The following is a 17,485-nucleotide window of genomic DNA, read 5'->3' as shown; positions in this document are numbered from 1 at the left end:
CTCTTTAAGCGTTTTCAAACTATTATATCAGAAATTTGTTCGAATTTCACTAACTTTGACCCAGTTTTGAAAACTTTCACGAAACTTCAAGATTTCATCCTGACTTTGCAAGTCCTGCAAAGGGTAGATAAAAGGCTGGATGTCTGATTCGCCTTGTTTCCTTAAGACAAATAGTGTCTTGGCACTCTGACGGCTTGCGAAAATCTTCTCTGGCAGGGAAATCATTGCCAAGAGCTGGGCGCTAGAAAGCAACCATTTTTTCAGCAGGTGACTCTGAGGGCTCGTTAGCAGATTGTTTGGCGCGAGAAAGATAGCATAGCCCCCCGGTTTCAAATATTTTAGCGACTGCTCCATCAAGAGATGATGGGCATAAGTATGCTCGTCTGGGCTGGCAACCTCATAGCGAGCAGCTACTGCATCATCGGGATAATAACCCACTGGCAAGTCACTGACAATCAAGTCGCTTTCTTTCAGAACCTGAGGCCGCACCGCATCTCCTTGAGCAAAGTGTGCCTTGGAATTCATGACTTCGGCAATGCTGGCAGATAAATCAATCAGCAAGTCGTCAATTTCTAGGCCTAGATAATCCATATTTTTCTGTGTGTGGTTGAGCAGGGTCTCCGCCAAATTGCCTGTTCCACTGCCGATCTCCAGCAAATCAACTCGTTCTCCTTGAGCCAACTGGTCAATCAAAAAACTCAGCAAGAAGCCGACCGAATCAGGTGTGAACTGATGATTGGCTTGAAGCGGCTCTGTCTGAGAAGCCTTCATAAAAATAAACTGATAAGCCCGACGCCACTCTTCCTTAGTCAAATGCAAAGCGCGAAGCTTGTCATTATTTTTCAGAATTTCTTGTAAGTCCGTATCTCCATCCAGATAAATCCCATTTTGCTCAATCAAGGCATCATAAAAATTAGTTCCCAGCGCATTTTGGATATTTTGCACATTTTCTAAAAGCAGGTGAAAAGCTCGTTCTATTTTTTCAAATTTCATGGCATCCTCCGTTGTCTTATGATACCAAAAAGAAGCCCTCTTTCCAAGGGCTATCGGATTACAAATCTTTTACATTTATATTAGTCGCTTCTCTTGTCAGTTGAAGGAAAGGGCTCTTTACTTTCTTTAGAGTCTTTAGTATCTTTAGCCTTCTTTTCTGGCTCCTTTTTACTCTCAAAATAGAAAGAATAGCTCTTCTGATTGGCGAGCTGGCTGCTGACTTCCAGCATCTTTCCCTGTCTCCGATAATGAGCGCTCCCTTGGTCAAAGGTTAATTGTCCACTCTCCTCCGTGACAGTCTCCTTGGTCAAAACAGCCATAGCATAGGCTTCTGTTCTTTCTCGATTGGCTTGAAAGAGCCGCTGATTGGTCACCTGCCGATTCAGATAAAACTGCAAGAGCAAGCTGAAGACCGCTGCCATAAAGAGGGCGTAGAGCAAGATGCCTGCCTTAACTTTTATCTTGGACACGATAGACATACTCTCTTTCTAAATCATTTTCAAACTGGAAACGAAAGCGGACAAGGTTCCCCTTTTGAGTAATCGGAGCAGCCTTGAGCCCATAGATCATGGGCTGATAGCCGCGTCCCGAAGCATCCGTCTTGCGGAAATCATCACTCCTAGATTTTCCTAAAGCTATATTTTTGCCATCCTGTTTGACGTAGATTTTGTCGTTTTCGACCCTGTCAAATTGGCTGCGCGATAGCTCTGTCTCTAACTGATCGACAAATAAGAGCCATTCCTGCTGCTTATTTTCCTGTTGCTGTCGCAGTTCAAAAGCCAGAAGCTTGGTCATCGACTGAAAGACTAGCATACCACCACTCAAGACCAGCAGGGCAACTAGCGTTTCTAAAAGTGTAAAAGCTTTGATTTTAACGTTTTTTAACACTGAGCACCTTCTCCTCTTGGTGGTAGACGGTTAATTGCTGGTCGGTCTTGACTTGACGGACTGTGATGCTGTTGACTGTCAGACTTTCCTGACCCGTCTGCATGGCCATCCGAGCAACCCGCAGCACTTCCTCCTCCTGCAATAAACGAGTCTGTTCCTGCCGCGACTGACTAATCTGCCCAAGCAAGAGGCTGGCAATAGCTGCAAAAACCGCCATTGCCACCAGAGCCTCTAGCAAAACGCTAGCCTTCATTCGTCGTCTTTTTAAATTTTCCATTGCCCATATAAAGCTGGTAAACAACCTTTTTATCCTCCGTTTGAAAAACAATCTTGCTGAGCGAAGAATTCCCGCCAGCCTGATCAAACTGAATAGTCTGAGGAGCATGCTCCTGCAAGGTCTTGGGAAACTCCACCTGCTGGTAGCCATTGGAAATCTTACGGTCAGAAATGGTCAGCTTTATCTTTTCATGCCCAGCCATACTTAGCTTTTGGCTCTCCTGATAAAGATGCTCAAATTCCATGAAAAACAGCTGCTCCTGCACTTGATTGAAACCAGCCTGAACAGAGCCAGATAAACCTAATAAAATGAAGCTGACCACAAATAAAGCTAGGAGACTTTCCAGCAGCGTAAAAGCCTTAATCCGCAACTGCGCGAGTTTCACTGCTGTTATCCCCATAGTAAGCTTTATAGGATGCCACCTGCTTGTCGGTAATCCGACCATCAGCTACCAATTTTCCTAGAGTGGCTTTTTCATTAACATTCTTCAATTCATAAAGCTCAGCCTGACTTTCCACGACCTTGACGACGGCCGCGTTGCCGCTTTTTGAGATAGCATCCTTCTGCTTAGTCAAATTCGGAACAAACAAGAGCATCAAGACGCTGATGATGAGAAGAACGACTAACATTTCCACCAAAGTAAAGGCTTTAACCTTCAAAGTTTTTAATTTTTTCATAATTGAATCTCCATATTCTGATAAATTGGCAGCAACATGGCTGCATAAAGTAAAACAATAACAAGGGCGACAAAGACAAAAACGAGAGGCTGAATCAAATTCATGGCACGATTGATTCTCAGGAAAAACTCTTCCCAAGTCTTTTCGGCATATAGTTCCAATTCATCACCCAACTTGGACTTGACCTCGCCGTACTCGATGATGAGAGCCAGCTCTTTCTTAAAGAAAGGATAAGTACCGACCTTCTCGGCATAACCCTGACCTGCACCTAGAGCCGCCTCCAAGTCTCGCCCCAGCTCCTGAAAGAGCTGAGACGGCTGGTCCTGCATGATGAGAAAAATCTGACTTAATTCCAGCCCTTGTCCAATCATATTGCCCCATTCACGTGCATAGTAGGCTGTCAGATAGGCCCGCACTAAGGTGCCAACATAAGGAAACTTGGCCAAACGACTGAAAAATCTCATCTTAGAGCTCTTGCGATAATAGAGCCATCCACCGCAAATCAGCAAGCACAGCACCAGAACGCCTCCCAAAAAAATTTGCGGTAGATGGTGAATGAACTGAGTAGCCATATTTTGACTATCCAGCTGAGGCAGAAGGTAGTTGCGCAAGCCCAGCATAATCAGCACCAAAAATCCAAGCAGCATCAGGGGATAAGTCCCCACCTCAATCAATTTCTTACGGACCTTGGATAGATTTTCCAGATAATCCTCGATTTTACCCAAACTAAGATTTAGATTTCCATGCAACTCTGACAAAGATAGCTGGGTGACTACATTATCTGAAAAGCCTAAACGCTTCATAATCTGGGAAAATGACTGCCCCGCAGCCAAACCCGAACGCATTTCTGCGACATAGGCCTCCTCTAAAAGGGCGCTCCGCCGTAGGAAATCAACAATCTCCGCCAAATGAAAACCGCTGATAAAAAGATTACGAAACAACTCGATAATCTTCTTTTGCTTAGGCGTAGATAATTTTTTCCGCCTGCCTTTGATCAGCTGTGATATGTCCATCTGCAAAAAGCTGGTCAATCTGCTGGTTCCAGAGACTGGCTTCGTGCTGTTGATAGTCTTGGTTGACAAAGTCGATCACACCTCCTCCCCCGATTAAACGCTGGTAACAGACGCCCTGTAATACCATGCGCAGCTCATCCTCACTGACACCCAGCTCTAGCAGACGCTCATACACTCCGCGAATGCTCTTGGCATGGATGGTTGAAAAGACCGTGGCCCCTGTCAAACTAGCCCTTACCACCGCACGAGCCGTTTCTTGGTCTCGGATTTCACCGATAATCAAGAGATCTGGCCTATGGCGCAGAGATAGCTTGATGAGGCTGTCATAGGTCATGCCAATCGTTTCATTCAGTTGAAGCTGGAGCATATTTTCCTGCTTGATTTCCACAGGGTCCTCGATAGACATGACCTGTTGTTGCCCAAATCTCATCTGAGCCAGCTGATGCATCAGCGTTGTCTTTCCACTGCCAACCGGCCCTGAAAACAGATAAAGGCCACGAGAATTGACTTTTTTACGAAGATCAGGCAGATTGTCAAACCAGAAACGCAGCTCACGCTCCTCATCGTGTAAGAGCCGAATCACCAAACTCTCATAGCCGCGGTAATCCCCGACTGTTGACAGACGAAGCGAGACCGTCACTTCTCCACAATCATAATCGCAGGAGCCTAGCTGGCTGCGCCGCTTCTCTCCGACATTCATCCCCGAGACAAACTTAAAATGGCTGATGACTGACGATAATAAATCAAAGTCATATGTCTGAATGAAGCGCCTCTCATCCCCCACCCGCATATAAAGCTCATAGCAGGAACTCTTGGGAATCAGATAGATATCTTGGGCCGCTTCCTGCCTGCCCAATTGAATCATTTCCTTTGCAATTTTTTGAACCATAAGTCCTCCTCACCTTACTATTCGCACAAAATGAGAAAAAATAAAAAAAGAATGAAGAAATTTTCTCCATTCTTTGACTTTTATTCTATCTAGCTCGCACTTTAATTTTGCAAATACGGTGTTTTTCAGTAGCATTTTGCTTGCGGTAGCCTGGACGATACTTGCTCTTGGGGATCTTACTTTCATTTTCTAACAAAAGCAGGGAGTGGTATTGCTGAATATCTTCATTGCACTCCTCACACCAACGTTGATCGGCCGGATCCCAGAAAATCGTCATAAGATCACTACGGCTTTTATAAAGCGGCGATGCTTCAGACATCTCTAACCAGCGGTGTTTATAGTATTTGAGGGCGGTGTAATAATCATCGAAATACCTTTTTTCAATGATATCGTCCTCCCAACCGTCTAAAAACCACCAGGGCTCATAATCACCATACATTTCTATTACGCTGTACATACCTGTCCCCTTTTGTATCCTATATTATATATAAAATTCTTTGATAATGAAACTATTTTGCTCGTAGGTTCTATAATAGTTCGTTTTTCAACAAAGAAAAGCAAAGAAACAAAAGGGAGTGTCGCTTTTTGTGCTTATTTCCAATTCAGATGCACATGCTCTTTCATTTCCTTATAGGCTGTATCAATCCGATCTTTGGTCGCCTGATCCAGCTGATTGCGATATTTTCCACCCTCAATGAAGTCTTCTAAGATAAGGGTTTGATAAGTGTAAAGCGGATAACCCTCTGGCGAATAAGTTCCCTTTTCCACACGGCTGACCCAGCTTGGATGTGCCTGAGCTTTTTTGATAATGGTCCCCTTATCCGTCTTTTCAATGGTCACATCCATCAAGACGCCACGCTCGGTCCACTCAGCCGTATCCACACCAGCCATGGTTTCAATCCGCTGATTGGAGATAAAATTCCCCATGGAGTAGATAATCAGCTTCTTCTGACCATCTTTTTCAAGGATTTCTGAAGGCTGCACCACGTGCGGATGCCCACCAAAAATGATGTCCGCTCCCCAGTCCACCATCTTGTGGTAGAGCTCGACCTGCTCCTCATTTGGCTCCAGCTGGTATTCGATCCCCGTCTGCGGCATGACTACTGTAATGTCCGCTTCTTTCTCCGCCTGCTTAATCTCCGCCTTCATCTTCTCCTCATCAAAGGTCGATAGGTGATGATCAATCTCCTTCTGACTGAGATTGGACTCCAAGCCATTAAAACCATAGGAGTAAGCCAGAATCGCAATCTTGATACCTTTTACCTCTTTGATCAGGATGGGCGATTTTTCCCTGTTTTTGTGAGTATAGACGCCGACTGGACTAATCCCATGATCTTCAAAGGCTTTGGCAGTCGTAAAGACTCCCTCAAGCCCTGAGTCTAGGATGTGATTATGGGCCAGATCCACCACTTGATAGCCAGCATCTTTGATGGCGGGGACAACAGCTTCCGGAGCATTGAAAAGCGGATAGCCTCCCAAAGGATAGTCTGAGCGAATGGTTCCTTCAAAATCCCCCAAGACCAGGTCCCCTTGATGAAGCCAGTCCTTGATATAGGTGAAATTTTCCGAAAAATCATAGCTACCATCAGCCTTCTGAGCGCTCATATAAAGTCCATCATGGTACAAAAGATCGCCATTAGCCATAATGCGAACCGTTTTCGAGTCAGCCTTCTTTCCTGCCACCAAGGAAGACTTGGGAGCATCTTTAACAGCATTCCTACCACTTCCCTTAGGCATCCCCATGATGCTTTGGAAGAATAAAATGGCTGCCGCTGATACAAATACCGCTCCCAGCAGGGCAAGGATAAAAGTACGGTTACTTGGTGCTGCTTGTCGCTTGATTTCAGATCTTTTCTCCATTTTGCCAACCTCCGTATTACTTATATTTTATCATAAATTATCCTCCCAAGGGAATAAAAAAGAGGCTGGGACAAAAGTCCTAGCCTCTCAATTGTCTTTGGATTGTCGAGCAAGACGCAGGGGTTGAGTGGGCTCTACTATGCTGATTTCATCAGCTTTTACAGCCCTACTCAACTGTGCGGAGGTGGGACGACGAAATCGAATTCTAACGAATTACCGATTTCTGTCCCACTCTCTAAATATCAAGCCGAGCTCAGCATCAAGGACTGCAAATACCAGCGGTAAGCCGCCCGATAATGATAGGCATTGAAAAACTTGATCTCCCCAATATCATAGCGCATCAGGTAGTAAATCAGATAGCGCAGATGCAGGCTTTCCCACTCCATGCTAGCCTTTTGACAATGAGCATACTCAGCCTCAAGCTCCCCATAGTAATCTCTGAATTGATTATAAATTTCTTGAATTTCCATTATAACTCCAATCTTTTTGCTTTTATACTAGTTTAACGTAAAAAGAATAGGATTAGGAGCAAGAATCGTATCCTGTCTCATTTTAGAGCCAAAAGGTAGGGTAGGGCGCTAGAAAGTGACATTTCAAGGAATATTTTTGACATTTGGGGGTTGAGAATTATTTCAAGCAATGTGAATAATCTTAATCTCTCTTAAAAATATCCCTAGTGTAGACTTTTTCTTTTACATCTTCTAAGCTTTCATCAAAACGATTAGCAATGATCACTTGACTAAGTTCCTTAAATTTTTTGAAATCATTGACCACTTTACTACCAAAGAAGGTAACATTATCCTCAAGCGTTGGCTCGTAAATAATAATGGTGACACCCTTGGCTTTCAGACGTTTCATAACACCTTGAATAGAAGATTGTCTGAAATTATCTGAATCACTTTTCATTGTCAAACGATAGACACCTACAGTAATATCTCGCTCTTTAGACGGTTCATAATCCTCATTGCCAACATAGGCGCCAGCAAGATCTAAAATCCGATCGGCAATATAATCTTTCCTTGTCCGATTACTTTGTACAATCGCTGTCATCATATCCTGAGGAACATCAGAATAATTTGCAAGAAGTTGCTTGGTATCTTTAGGAAGACAATAGCCACCATAGCCGAAGGAAGGATTGTTATAGTGAGAGCCGATCCGTGGATCTAAACAAACTCCATCAATAATAGCTTGAGTGTCTAGCCCCTTCATCTCAGAATAAGTATCCAACTCATTAAAATAAGAAACACGCAGAGCAAGATAAGTATTCGCAAAAAGCTTTACTGCTTCAGCTTCTGTAAAGCCCATATACAATGTATCAATATCTTCTTTTAAAGCTCCTTCTTGGAGCAATCCCGCAAAAGTTTCAGCAGCGCCTACCAAGTGCTCACTATTTTTATCTGTCCCTAAAATAATTCGACTCGGGTACAGATTATCATAAAGGGCTTTTGATTCACGTAAAAACTCAGGGCTAAATAAGATATTTTCAGTCTGAAACTTCTTCCGCGCTGACTCTGTGTAGCCCACAGGAACTGTACTTTTAATCACCATGATTGCCTCAGGGTTATATTTCAGCACTGTTTTAATGACAGACTCTACAGCAGACGTATCGAAGAAATTCTTTTTCGGATCATAATTAGTTGGAGCTGCAATAACAACAAAATTTGCATCTTGATATGCTTCTTTTGCATCCAATGTAGCCACTAAATTTAAATCCTTTTCTGCCAGATATTTCTCTATGTAGTCATCTTGAATAGGCGACTTTCTTTGATTAATTAGCTCGACCTTCTCAGGAATTATGTCCACAGCCATTACTTGATGATGCTGAGACAACAAAACTGCAATGGACAAACCAACATACCCTGTACCTGCTACTGCTATTTTCATTTATTATCATCCTCATTAATTTCTATATACGATTTTTAAATTTGCCTAGCATAGCAACTATTGTTTTATGCTTTAATGCTATTAAAATTAACAAATAAGAAGGAACTGAGACTACTATAGCTGTTATAATTCGAAGAGCTGATATAATAACTGTATCGCCTATAATTATGTGATTTATTCCCCAACATCCAAGAACAACAATCACTGCTCCTAAAAAAGAGCAAATAAATGTTTTCCAATTAGCTAAGTTATGGCTTAATACATATTTTTTTGAATAATATCTCTGCACCAGCATATTCAAAAATTCAGCTAAAACTGTTGTAAGAGCTGCACCAATCATCCCAATATAGGGAATCAGAATCAAATTACCAACAATATTAAATATAGCTGAGATAGAGGTACCAATTAAAATTTTCTTTTCCTCACGACCTATAATTAGCATACAATTTGTATAAATTGAAGAAATTAAGGCAAATATAACAGAGAAGCTCAGCAATCTTAAAACTGATTCCCCAACAAGGTACTCCTGCCCTCCAACAATCAAAATTATTGACTTACTCAACATAAACAATCCAGCGGATATAGGCAATAATATTAGGATTAGTAAATTGAAAATATCCTCTAAATATTTTCGATAACGCTGGACATCTGAAACTAAAGTAACGACTAACCGAGGCACTGCAACGACTATAACAGCATTTACCAGTTGCTTAAGTATATTATAAATTTTAGATGAAAAACTATATACTCCCACAACTGAGTCGGATTCAAACATCCCTAAAATAGTAATATCAGAATTCACATAGATAATAACAGCCAATGAATTCAGAAGAAGTATCGCCATTGGCACAAAAAATTTCCTAAAAGGAATGGAAAAAGTGAAAAATACATCAACATATTTTCTTATATAAAAAAGATTGACTACATTCCCTCCATATGACCCACCTATCATTATCCAACAATAAATAACTGTATCATCTGGCTTTCTTACAAAAAGAAAAATAGCTATTAATGCGATAAATTGGATGATAATATATCGTACTGTAATATATAAAAAATCTTCATAAACTATATTAACCCAATCCAAACCAATTGTTGTTAGTATAATACATAAGCTTTGAACTGCTATCAACGTAAAATAAATGTTTAATTTACTGCTATAAAAAGTTATAAAAAATAATAATATATAAGCGACTGCTGATGTTAGCAAATTAAAAGAAAATAATTGAGAAGTTAAGTGAGAAAGAGCTTTTCGATCCTTTCTAATTCTTGCACCTTCTCTCACTGCATAATTCGTTAATCCAAATGCTGCTAGTAAAGCAAAATAGCTTACAATAGACACCGCAAAATTATACTTACCAAACTCTGCCTTACCTAAAACCCTTGAAACATAGGGAAAAGTCACCAAGGGAAAAACAATTGTCATCGCTTGACGTATAATATTTAAGATAGCATTTTTAGTTAAAGATTGTTCTTTCATTTTCTCTCCGTAAAGCCTATATTTATTTCCATCTTAACCGTATTCTCGTACCTTCGCCCGATAAAAAACTATATAGAAATATAATTACAAAAAGTATAATAATAGTACCAGCGGATATATATGCACTACTATACTGAATAATAGATGATGAAACAATCCAATAATACAAATATCCATAGACTAAAGTCCAACGTGCTGTCTTTAGACTTTTAGCCCTATATTTTATTTTTCCGTAATAAATATAGGCAAAAAGAATTGCTATTAAAGCTACAAATATGTACATTCCCAATAAACCAAAATCATGCAAAGGTCTTCTAAAGAATGTATAAATATTGCTTAATCCGATTCCTAGTGGACGAAATTCTAAATTGTAAGAGGTCGACTTTTCACCAAAGCCTAAGTAGTTAAAAATTTTTAACAGACTGAACAGCGACTCTTCTCCCCAGACCTTTACAGGAACAGGAGATTCAATATATTTTGAAAACAATACTATGCCACTTGCAATATAGTCTGAAATATAGTCAAATAGTGTTCTAGAAGTACTTCTCCCTAAAAGAGACAAGGAATAATAGAAAAGAGGAATCCCTATCAATAAACTAGTCACACCCAATCGTATCATTTTCCATGACAAATTTCTAAACCAACCATTTTTTTGATGCCAAAGAATATAGTATTCAATTAACATCGCACTAAGTAATTTTAAAACCTGCGTCCTTCCAGCACCAAATGTACTCGGTAAAATTGATAGAAAAATTAGTATCAGCAACAAAAAATTAGTACGATGTTTTTTATATCGATAAATAACATTACTTATTAATAGATAAGATGCAACATATCCTGAACCTTCTACTATCTTGAGTAAATGGGTAATCATCCCACCTACGGAGTCAACATCTCTCCCTTCCAGTTGATTGACTCCTATTCTTCGGTATTCTTGAAACATTGCAGATATATTTCCACCACCAACAAGGGATCTAATTTGCAAGAAATACCAAATTATAATTAAAGTATTAATAATAATTAGTAAATATAATTTCCAGTGTCTAACAGAATAGCCCACAAATTTAGTTTCATAACTCAATTTTTGGTCTATTATTTGTTTTCGTGACCTTATAAAGAAATTTTTCATTATCATTTCACTCACAATAAAAACAAAAACACCAGTTATTGTAATTAATCCAGCATTAACATTATAATCAATGTTCCAATTCCGAATATTAAGTATTGCAAATAGTGAACTGATACTAAACATTATTGTCATCATTGTAGATGGTGATAGAATGTCTCGATCTGATAGTAGATAAGATAAAAAGAATAAACTCAACATCCCCAATAACAGAACATATAGAAAGCTCATTTTCCCCTCAATCTTCTGTCGATTCCATTAATCCAATAAAAGCATTGCACGATTCTAACAAACATTTATTTACAAAAATAACTTTTTTATACAAATCTTTGTAAGTTTGATTTGTAGATACGTCCTCATGGTGAATTACCTTTATGCTCGGATCATATACAAATTTTAAATTATCTCTCATACCTAAATAGTGTAAAATATAAGATTCATAATACATGAATGTTTTAGAATAAAAACATTCATCATGGGTGTCTATAAATGATTTCGAAAATATATAGATTGCACCATGCAAAGGTTTATTAATTTGAACAGATTCAAAGCCCGCTACTTGATTGATATTTTCATCAGGAGTACTACGCAATAAATACTTTAACCGGATTAAAAATTTGAATTTATTTTTAAATTTCAACTTCCTTTGAGTTGATTTCAAGTCTTGTAAACTATAATTATTCTCTCTTTGAGGATTTTGGTGAATATTTGTCTTAGTTGAAAAAATATCCGGTCCCAATACATCAAATTGATGAAGTTCGTGTGATTTTTCTAATCGTTCAGTAAAATCTGTCTGTGTAATAAATACATCGTTGTTCATTACAACGATATATTCCGGAGAGTACTTTTTAGCTTCTACATAGCCTAGATTGTTGCCTCTTGCAAATCCAACATTTTCTTTTGATACTAAAACAGTAATTTCTTCATCTTGCTGATATTTTGCAATTAGTATTTCACCAGACTTATTAGGAGAAGCATTGTCCACGATAACAATATGTCTAGAACCCTTCACCATTTTTTTTATCGTATTGACACAATCAATCGTTTCATCTAACGCTTGATAATGTAAAATAACAAAAGCAATCATAGTAACTTTTTCTCCCTAATAAAATCGTCTATTTCTTGTCGCCGAATTTCTCTAAAATCAAAGTAAGTAGCGACTTCATGACAAATCATATCATATTTCTTAACAAATTTTTCAAGTTTATATTCATCAAAATAATCCATTTTAGATTCTTTTCTGTTCCTCAAACGAATAGATTCTAAAATTTCATTTATTGAAGCTGAAATAAATATCACATCTACATTTTTTAAAATAGGCTGAAAAAAAGAAATTATTTCTATAACTTTCTCAGTAGATAGATTATAGTTCACTCCTAATGATATAATTCTATGAACTAGCCCCTCGTCTAATATGCTATGGGAACTAAAACCTATTTTATACGATGTTGCTACTAGAACAATACTATCTAACATATCCGATATTGTTAAATCATGAAAAACCGCAGATAAGTCCTCATTAAATAGCATCGCTCTTAATTTCTTACTATAATATAAAGAAATAGGAGAGTATTTAGATAATTTTTTCACCTTAGCTAGCACTCGATTGTTTGCCTTCTGACTAATTTCTTCCCTGCTAATGCCTACTATTTTTTCTTTCACATATGTTTTTCCACATCCGGGTGGACCGAAGAATTCTATTTTCATTTTCCCTCTATGAGATTCTAACTAAAAATATTTAATCGTAGTATTCAATAAGATTGAGTATCCTCTGTATATGTTTATCAGGTAAGTAGTATTCTGCTGATTTCAAACAATTTTTTCTAATCTCAATAATTCCATCTTGTTGTTGAATCAACCATTCAATACCCTCTTCCAAATTTAAAGCTAACTGACTTGGATAAATAATACCATTATATCCAGTAATAACTGATTCTTTATTACAGTTCCAGTCTGTTGCTATAACAGGAAGTCCTGCAAAAAAACTTTCAATGATAGTGCCCGCAGCACCCTCACCTTCCCAATACGTTGGGAAAAGTAATCCGTAGTAATTTTGTAACACGTCTGTAGATTCAGAAAAAGAAACCTCTCCCATATAATGAATAAAATCAGGTGTCTGTCTTAAAAGAGATTCTAGTTCAGATTTATACTCTAAATCAACCGGACCATAAATATCTAAGCTACAAACTATTTTTTCATGAGTTTGGTTTATATGCTGAACTGCTTTAATCGCCTCTGAAATTCCTTTTTTCTTTGTAACTCTAGAAAATGTACAAAAACGATAAGGAATATCAGAACGGCAACTTTTATCACAAACATCAACTATTTTTATATCTCTAAAATTTGGAATAACTTCCACATTCGAAATTCCACGTTCTACAAGTTGCTCAGCAAGTTGCTTAGTCTCTACAAGATTCATAGTAAAGCTTTTTAAATATTTCTTAAACAACGGTTTTTCATCTATGAATTCACCTAATCTTCCACCAATCACATCATGAATTACTTTAACATTAAACATTTTCGCTGCAACATAAAGTAATGGAAAAAATATATTCATTCCATTTCCTGATACAAGTACAAAAATATTTTCTGTACTAATTATAGTTTTCAATGTTTTTAAAAAAAGTCTAACAGGACGCTTATTTTTATAGTAGGTATCAATAATTTGAATATCCTCAGAAGTTGCTTTTTTTAATTCATTATATAAATTAATTGTTTTTACTGTTTGCCCATCTGTGAATTTTTGATTCCCTCCAAAATGTCCAATAATCGCAATTTTGTTCATCAAACCCTCAATTCTTTATAGCAATCATAATTTGGGTAAAGAGAATAATTCTCCCCATTCGACATCATATTTCTTAGGATTTATTGGCATCATACCGGCAGCAGGGGTAAAAGTCAATTCTGCAAACTTAAAGGAGTTTTCTGTAATAAAAAAATCAACTCTTACAAATGGAAATTCTGAGGATAATTTTTTAGCAACATCAATCATTTCATCTAAAAAAGATGGAATAGTCAACTCACCAAAATCTTTATAATCATTACGAATCAATGGCATTTTTTGACCATCTAATTGATAGAAACCTATCTCTGCTTGCCTATCATGTATTAAATCTGAAGAAACATAAAAGAATGCCGGATTCCCATTAAAACAGAAAAATTTATAATCAGTTATAACATCACCTAAGTATTCTTCGCAAATAATTCGTCTTTCTTTAATTTTTCCATAATGTAGTTCGACATTAAATTTTGAAAAATCTTCTTTTAGCCATCTATTTAACTGAGAAGTTGCTGCTTTTTTATCGAATTCTTTTTTATTGTGACATAAAATATTATATGCACATCCATGAGTACACTTTAAAACAAATTTATCAGGGAGGGCGTCCCAATCAATATCATTGGCATTATCCCATACACCAATTAAATTTGTCAGATATTTAGAATACCCTTTATCCTCAATATACTCCCTAACCTGATATTTATCACTACATTTGATCACTGTCGGATTGTTTGGGCAATAATACAATTTATACCACTGTAATTTCTCATTCAATTTTTTAGGATTATTCAAATCCAACGACTCTTTTAAATATATACGATAATATAATTTAGAAAGAGTATCATGTGGAACTATATTAAATAATATAGTCTGCAATTTTCTCCTTATTTTATACAACAAACTATCTCTATCCATTATTCCCCCTCCATTTACTTAATTTTCACTAACTTTATAAAAATCCAATATAAAATATGAAAACTACTTCTAAGAATACTTAACTTTTCAATATCTCTATATAATTCCCAATGATACTTTATCAGTGATATTTTGTTACTTGATATCGAATTGTTTCGAATTCTATACTGCATAAGTACTTGATTCAAGCCATAAATATACTCTGTTTTTTTCAGAATTTGCAGCCAAAGTGCATCATCGTTCCTTTTTCTTATATTGGGCACTTCAAACTTTCCTAGTTCCTTTACACTGTACATGACTGTAGAATTACCAACAGGACAATCCAGTAAAATTCTATTATAGTTTGCTTTGGAAAGCGTTTTAATAATTCTACCTGTTTTTTCCCCTGATTCACTAATCTGTTCATAATTAGTACAGGAGAAAGAGATACTATTCTCCTGCATAAAGGACAGTTGTTCACTTAATTTTTCAGCAGTCCACATATCATCTGAATCTAGAAAAGCCATATATTCCCCTTCGGCTTCTCTCATTGCTTTATTCCTAGCAACAGCTGCACCAGAATTTTTTTCTAACCTTATATACTTAATTCTTTTATCTTCTCGGACATACTGACTCACTACCTCTTCTGTGTTGTCACAAGAACAATCATCAACAATTATCATTTCCCAATTAGGATAGGTTTGTGACAAAACCGATTTTATAGTTTCTTCTATAAAATTAGCAGAGTTAAAGGTAGGAGTAATAATTGATACTAAGCCATCTCTCATATCAACCCCCTTATCTTAAAACTTCTGATATTATACCTTTATATTTTTCTATAATATATTCCACTTCTTCATCACTTAATCTTGTATGTAATGGTAATGTAATTTCATTTTCAAAATAGCGATATGCATTTGGATAATCTTTGATATCAAAGCCTAAATCCTTATAGGCTGTTAACATTGGAAGCGGCTTATAGTGCACATTACATGCAATACCCTTTTCTGCCATCTTTTGAATAATCAAGTTACGTTCTTCTAAACTGATTCCTTCAACATGTGTAACATACAAGTGTCTAGATGACTGATAGTGAGGCCCATCATGTTTCAGGGGTGAAATAGGCGTACCTTCAAATGCCTTATCATATTGAGCAACAATCGCTTTTCTTCGTTCCATTAATTGAGGATATCTTTTTAATTGTACTAACCCAATTGAAGCCATGATATCTGTCATATTACACTTATAGGCCGGTTTTACAATGTCATATTCCCAGGCTCCTAATTGAGTTTTCGCTAATGCGTCTTTGGTCTGACCATGAAGTGATAAAATCTGAAATTCTTTATACAATTCATCATCATCAATACCAGGATGTGCTTTCCATGTGACACTGCCTCCTTCTGCTGTTGTAAAGTTTTTTACAGCATGAAAAGAAAATGATGAAAAATCAGCAATATTACCAGCGGGAACATTTTTGTACGTTGCGCCTAAGGCATGAGCACTATCAGAAATAACTACAATCCGATTAAAGACATCTTGTAACTTACCAGTCGCTTTAAATAGATGCTGTTTTGCAAAAACAATATCGAAAATTCTATCATAATCACATATAATTCCTGCTAATTCTACAGGGATAATCGCTTTTGTATTGGATGTAATGGCTTCTTCAAGCAAATCATAATTCATTTCAAAAGAATTTTCTTGAATATCAACCATAACAGGAGTCGCACCTACATGACTGATAACACTGCAGGAAGCTGTATAAGTCATCGCTGGAACAATAACTTCATCTCCTTCACCAATCTCTAAAACTCGCAGAATAAGCTCCAAAGCTGCTGTAGCCGAGTTTAAACACACCGTACGATTAGTATGGGTATACTCTGATAAACGTCTTTCTAATTCTTTTGTTTTAGGTCCGGTTGTAATCCAACCTGAACGCAAGGTGTCTGCAACTTCAGCGATTTCTTCCTCTGTAATATCTGGGGGGGAAAAAGGGATATTATATTCTGTCATGATAGATCACTCTCCTATTTAACTACTTCCACTACTGTCTGAATCATGATTTTTAGATCATTAATAAAACTAAACTTTCTTAAATACTCTAAATTATAGTGCATTTTTGCGGGCAAAACCTCTTTCACATATGCATCATCAACCGTTAAGCCACGTTCGACACATCTATTGATTATAATATCTTCATCTTTGAACGAAATGCTTGCTGGAGAGGTTATCCCAGCTGGCAATAATAAAGTTGCTTTCATTTCATCTGTATACTGATCGGTATATTTAGGAACTTCCGGTCTGGTACCAACAAAACTCATATCTCCTAATAATACATTAACCAATTGTGGCAGTTCATCTATTCGATATTTTCGAATAAATTTCCCAATTTTAGTAATGCGATTATCATTGTGAGAAGTTACAAGAGATCCTTTTTTATCAGCTCCCACTACCATAGTTCGAAATTTCCAAATTTTAAATTCTCTGCCATATTGTGTAATTCGGACTTGTTTATAAATAGCTGGGCCTGAACTATCTATTTTTATCCAAATCCCAATTATCAAGATCACAGGAGAAAATAGGATGAGAAGTACCAAAGCTAGTAAACGGTCCATTAATAATTTACAAAACAATGATGTTCGTTTATTATTCAACAATTTATAATAACGTTCCACATCTTCATTTCTAAGCTGAGCTGGCAAATCTTCGAACTTTATCATTTATA

21 protein-coding genes are annotated in these 17,485 nt (G+C 37.2%); all 21 read right to left on the bottom strand.

What is annotated here, in order from left to right; translation table 11 throughout:
- Window positions 1–27 precede the first annotated feature (27 nt).
- The 21 genes from FXF62_RS03825 to FXF62_RS03720 all read right to left on the bottom strand — a co-directional run bounded on the left by FXF62_RS03825 (window position 28) and on the right by FXF62_RS03720 (window position 17,480).
- Window positions 28–993 carry a class I SAM-dependent methyltransferase gene (locus tag FXF62_RS03825; protein WP_149517707.1) on the bottom strand — a complete coding sequence of 322 codons (966 nt, stop codon included), beginning with the start codon at window positions 991–993 and terminating at the stop codon, window positions 28–30.
- Window positions 994–1,073: 80 nt separating this feature from the next.
- On the bottom strand, window positions 1,074–1,472 hold the full coding sequence (comGG, locus tag FXF62_RS03820) for a competence type IV pilus minor pilin ComGG (protein ID WP_394366086.1): 399 nt from the start codon (window positions 1,470–1,472) through the stop codon (window positions 1,074–1,076).
- Window positions 1,444–1,881, bottom strand: coding sequence for a competence type IV pilus minor pilin ComGF (comGF, locus tag FXF62_RS03815; protein ID WP_149517705.1), 438 nt, complete (start codon window positions 1,879–1,881; stop codon window positions 1,444–1,446). The genes comGG and comGF overlap by 29 nt, the downstream gene beginning before the upstream one ends.
- Window positions 1,865–2,158 (bottom strand): competence type IV pilus minor pilin ComGE, encoded by a 294-nt coding sequence (gene comGE / locus FXF62_RS03810; RefSeq protein ID WP_187984223.1) that lies wholly within the window; start codon window positions 2,156–2,158, stop codon window positions 1,865–1,867. The genes comGF and comGE overlap by 17 nt, the downstream gene beginning before the upstream one ends.
- Window positions 2,124–2,558, bottom strand: a complete 435-nt coding sequence (gene comGD, locus FXF62_RS03805; protein WP_149517703.1) for a competence type IV pilus minor pilin ComGD — start codon at window positions 2,556–2,558, stop codon at window positions 2,124–2,126. Before comGD ends, comGE begins: the two co-directional genes overlap by 35 nt.
- A complete protein-coding gene (gene comGC, locus FXF62_RS03800; protein ID WP_149517702.1) occupies window positions 2,518–2,835 on the bottom strand; it encodes a competence type IV pilus major pilin ComGC in 318 nt (105 codons plus the stop codon). Before comGC ends, comGD begins: the two co-directional genes overlap by 41 nt.
- Window positions 2,832–3,848 carry a competence type IV pilus assembly protein ComGB gene (gene comGB / locus FXF62_RS03795; RefSeq protein ID WP_149517721.1) on the bottom strand — a complete coding sequence of 339 codons (1,017 nt, stop codon included), beginning with the start codon at window positions 3,846–3,848 and terminating at the stop codon, window positions 2,832–2,834. The genes comGC and comGB overlap by 4 nt, the downstream gene beginning before the upstream one ends.
- Window positions 3,796–4,737: a competence type IV pilus ATPase ComGA gene (gene comGA, locus FXF62_RS03790; RefSeq protein ID WP_149517701.1), complete on the bottom strand. Its 942-nt coding sequence runs from the start codon at window positions 4,735–4,737 to the stop codon at window positions 3,796–3,798. The genes comGB and comGA overlap by 53 nt, the downstream gene beginning before the upstream one ends.
- An 85-nt stretch (window positions 4,738–4,822) precedes the next feature.
- On the bottom strand, window positions 4,823–5,194 hold the full coding sequence (locus FXF62_RS03785; RefSeq protein ID WP_061910210.1) for a DUF1033 family protein: 372 nt from the start codon (window positions 5,192–5,194) through the stop codon (window positions 4,823–4,825).
- A gap of 134 nt (window positions 5,195–5,328) precedes the next feature.
- A complete protein-coding gene (locus FXF62_RS03780; protein ID WP_149517700.1) occupies window positions 5,329–6,597 on the bottom strand; it encodes a CapA family protein in 1,269 nt (422 codons plus the stop codon).
- Between the two features lie 242 nt (window positions 6,598–6,839).
- Window positions 6,840–7,067: a sigma(X)-activator ComW gene (gene comW, locus FXF62_RS03770; RefSeq protein ID WP_149517699.1), complete on the bottom strand. Its 228-nt coding sequence runs from the start codon at window positions 7,065–7,067 to the stop codon at window positions 6,840–6,842.
- 181 nt (window positions 7,068–7,248) lie between these two features.
- Complete coding sequence (locus FXF62_RS03765) at window positions 7,249–8,481, bottom strand: nucleotide sugar dehydrogenase (protein WP_149517698.1); 1,233 nt, start codon at window positions 8,479–8,481, stop codon at window positions 7,249–7,251.
- A gap of 22 nt (window positions 8,482–8,503) precedes the next feature.
- On the bottom strand, window positions 8,504–9,961 hold the full coding sequence (locus FXF62_RS03760; protein ID WP_149517697.1) for a flippase: 1,458 nt from the start codon (window positions 9,959–9,961) through the stop codon (window positions 8,504–8,506).
- Window positions 9,962–9,983: 22 nt separating this feature from the next.
- Entirely contained in the window at window positions 9,984–11,288 is a 1,305-nt protein-coding gene (locus tag FXF62_RS03755) for an O-antigen polymerase (protein ID WP_262881582.1), read from the bottom strand.
- A 37-nt stretch (window positions 11,289–11,325) separates the two neighbouring features.
- Complete coding sequence (locus FXF62_RS03750; RefSeq protein ID WP_149517695.1) at window positions 11,326–12,174, bottom strand: glycosyltransferase family 2 protein; 849 nt, start codon at window positions 12,172–12,174, stop codon at window positions 11,326–11,328.
- Entirely contained in the window at window positions 12,171–12,794 is a 624-nt protein-coding gene (locus FXF62_RS03745) for a hypothetical protein (protein WP_149517694.1), read from the bottom strand. Before FXF62_RS03745 ends, FXF62_RS03750 begins: the two co-directional genes overlap by 4 nt.
- A gap of 31 nt (window positions 12,795–12,825) precedes the next feature.
- Window positions 12,826–13,872: a glycosyltransferase family 4 protein gene (locus FXF62_RS03740; protein WP_149517693.1), complete on the bottom strand. Its 1,047-nt coding sequence runs from the start codon at window positions 13,870–13,872 to the stop codon at window positions 12,826–12,828.
- A gap of 24 nt (window positions 13,873–13,896) precedes the next feature.
- Window positions 13,897–14,781 (bottom strand): ATP-grasp fold amidoligase family protein, encoded by an 885-nt coding sequence (locus tag FXF62_RS03735; RefSeq protein WP_149517692.1) that lies wholly within the window; start codon window positions 14,779–14,781, stop codon window positions 13,897–13,899.
- Window positions 14,782–14,795: 14 nt separating this feature from the next.
- Entirely contained in the window at window positions 14,796–15,548 is a 753-nt protein-coding gene (locus FXF62_RS03730) for a glycosyltransferase family 2 protein (protein ID WP_149517691.1), read from the bottom strand.
- A gap of 10 nt (window positions 15,549–15,558) precedes the next feature.
- Window positions 15,559–16,773, bottom strand: a complete 1,215-nt coding sequence (locus FXF62_RS03725; RefSeq protein WP_149517690.1) for a DegT/DnrJ/EryC1/StrS family aminotransferase — start codon at window positions 16,771–16,773, stop codon at window positions 15,559–15,561.
- Between the two features lie 14 nt (window positions 16,774–16,787).
- Window positions 16,788–17,480: a sugar transferase gene (locus FXF62_RS03720; RefSeq protein ID WP_149517689.1), complete on the bottom strand. Its 693-nt coding sequence runs from the start codon at window positions 17,478–17,480 to the stop codon at window positions 16,788–16,790.
- Window positions 17,481–17,485: the final 5 nt, after the last annotated feature.

Origin of the sequence: Streptococcus cristatus, assembly GCF_008369405.1 — a bacterium.
GTDB classification, from domain to species: Bacteria; Bacillota; Bacilli; order Lactobacillales; family Streptococcaceae; genus Streptococcus; species Streptococcus cristatus_G.
This window is presented reverse-complemented; position numbering and strand designations above follow the sequence as displayed.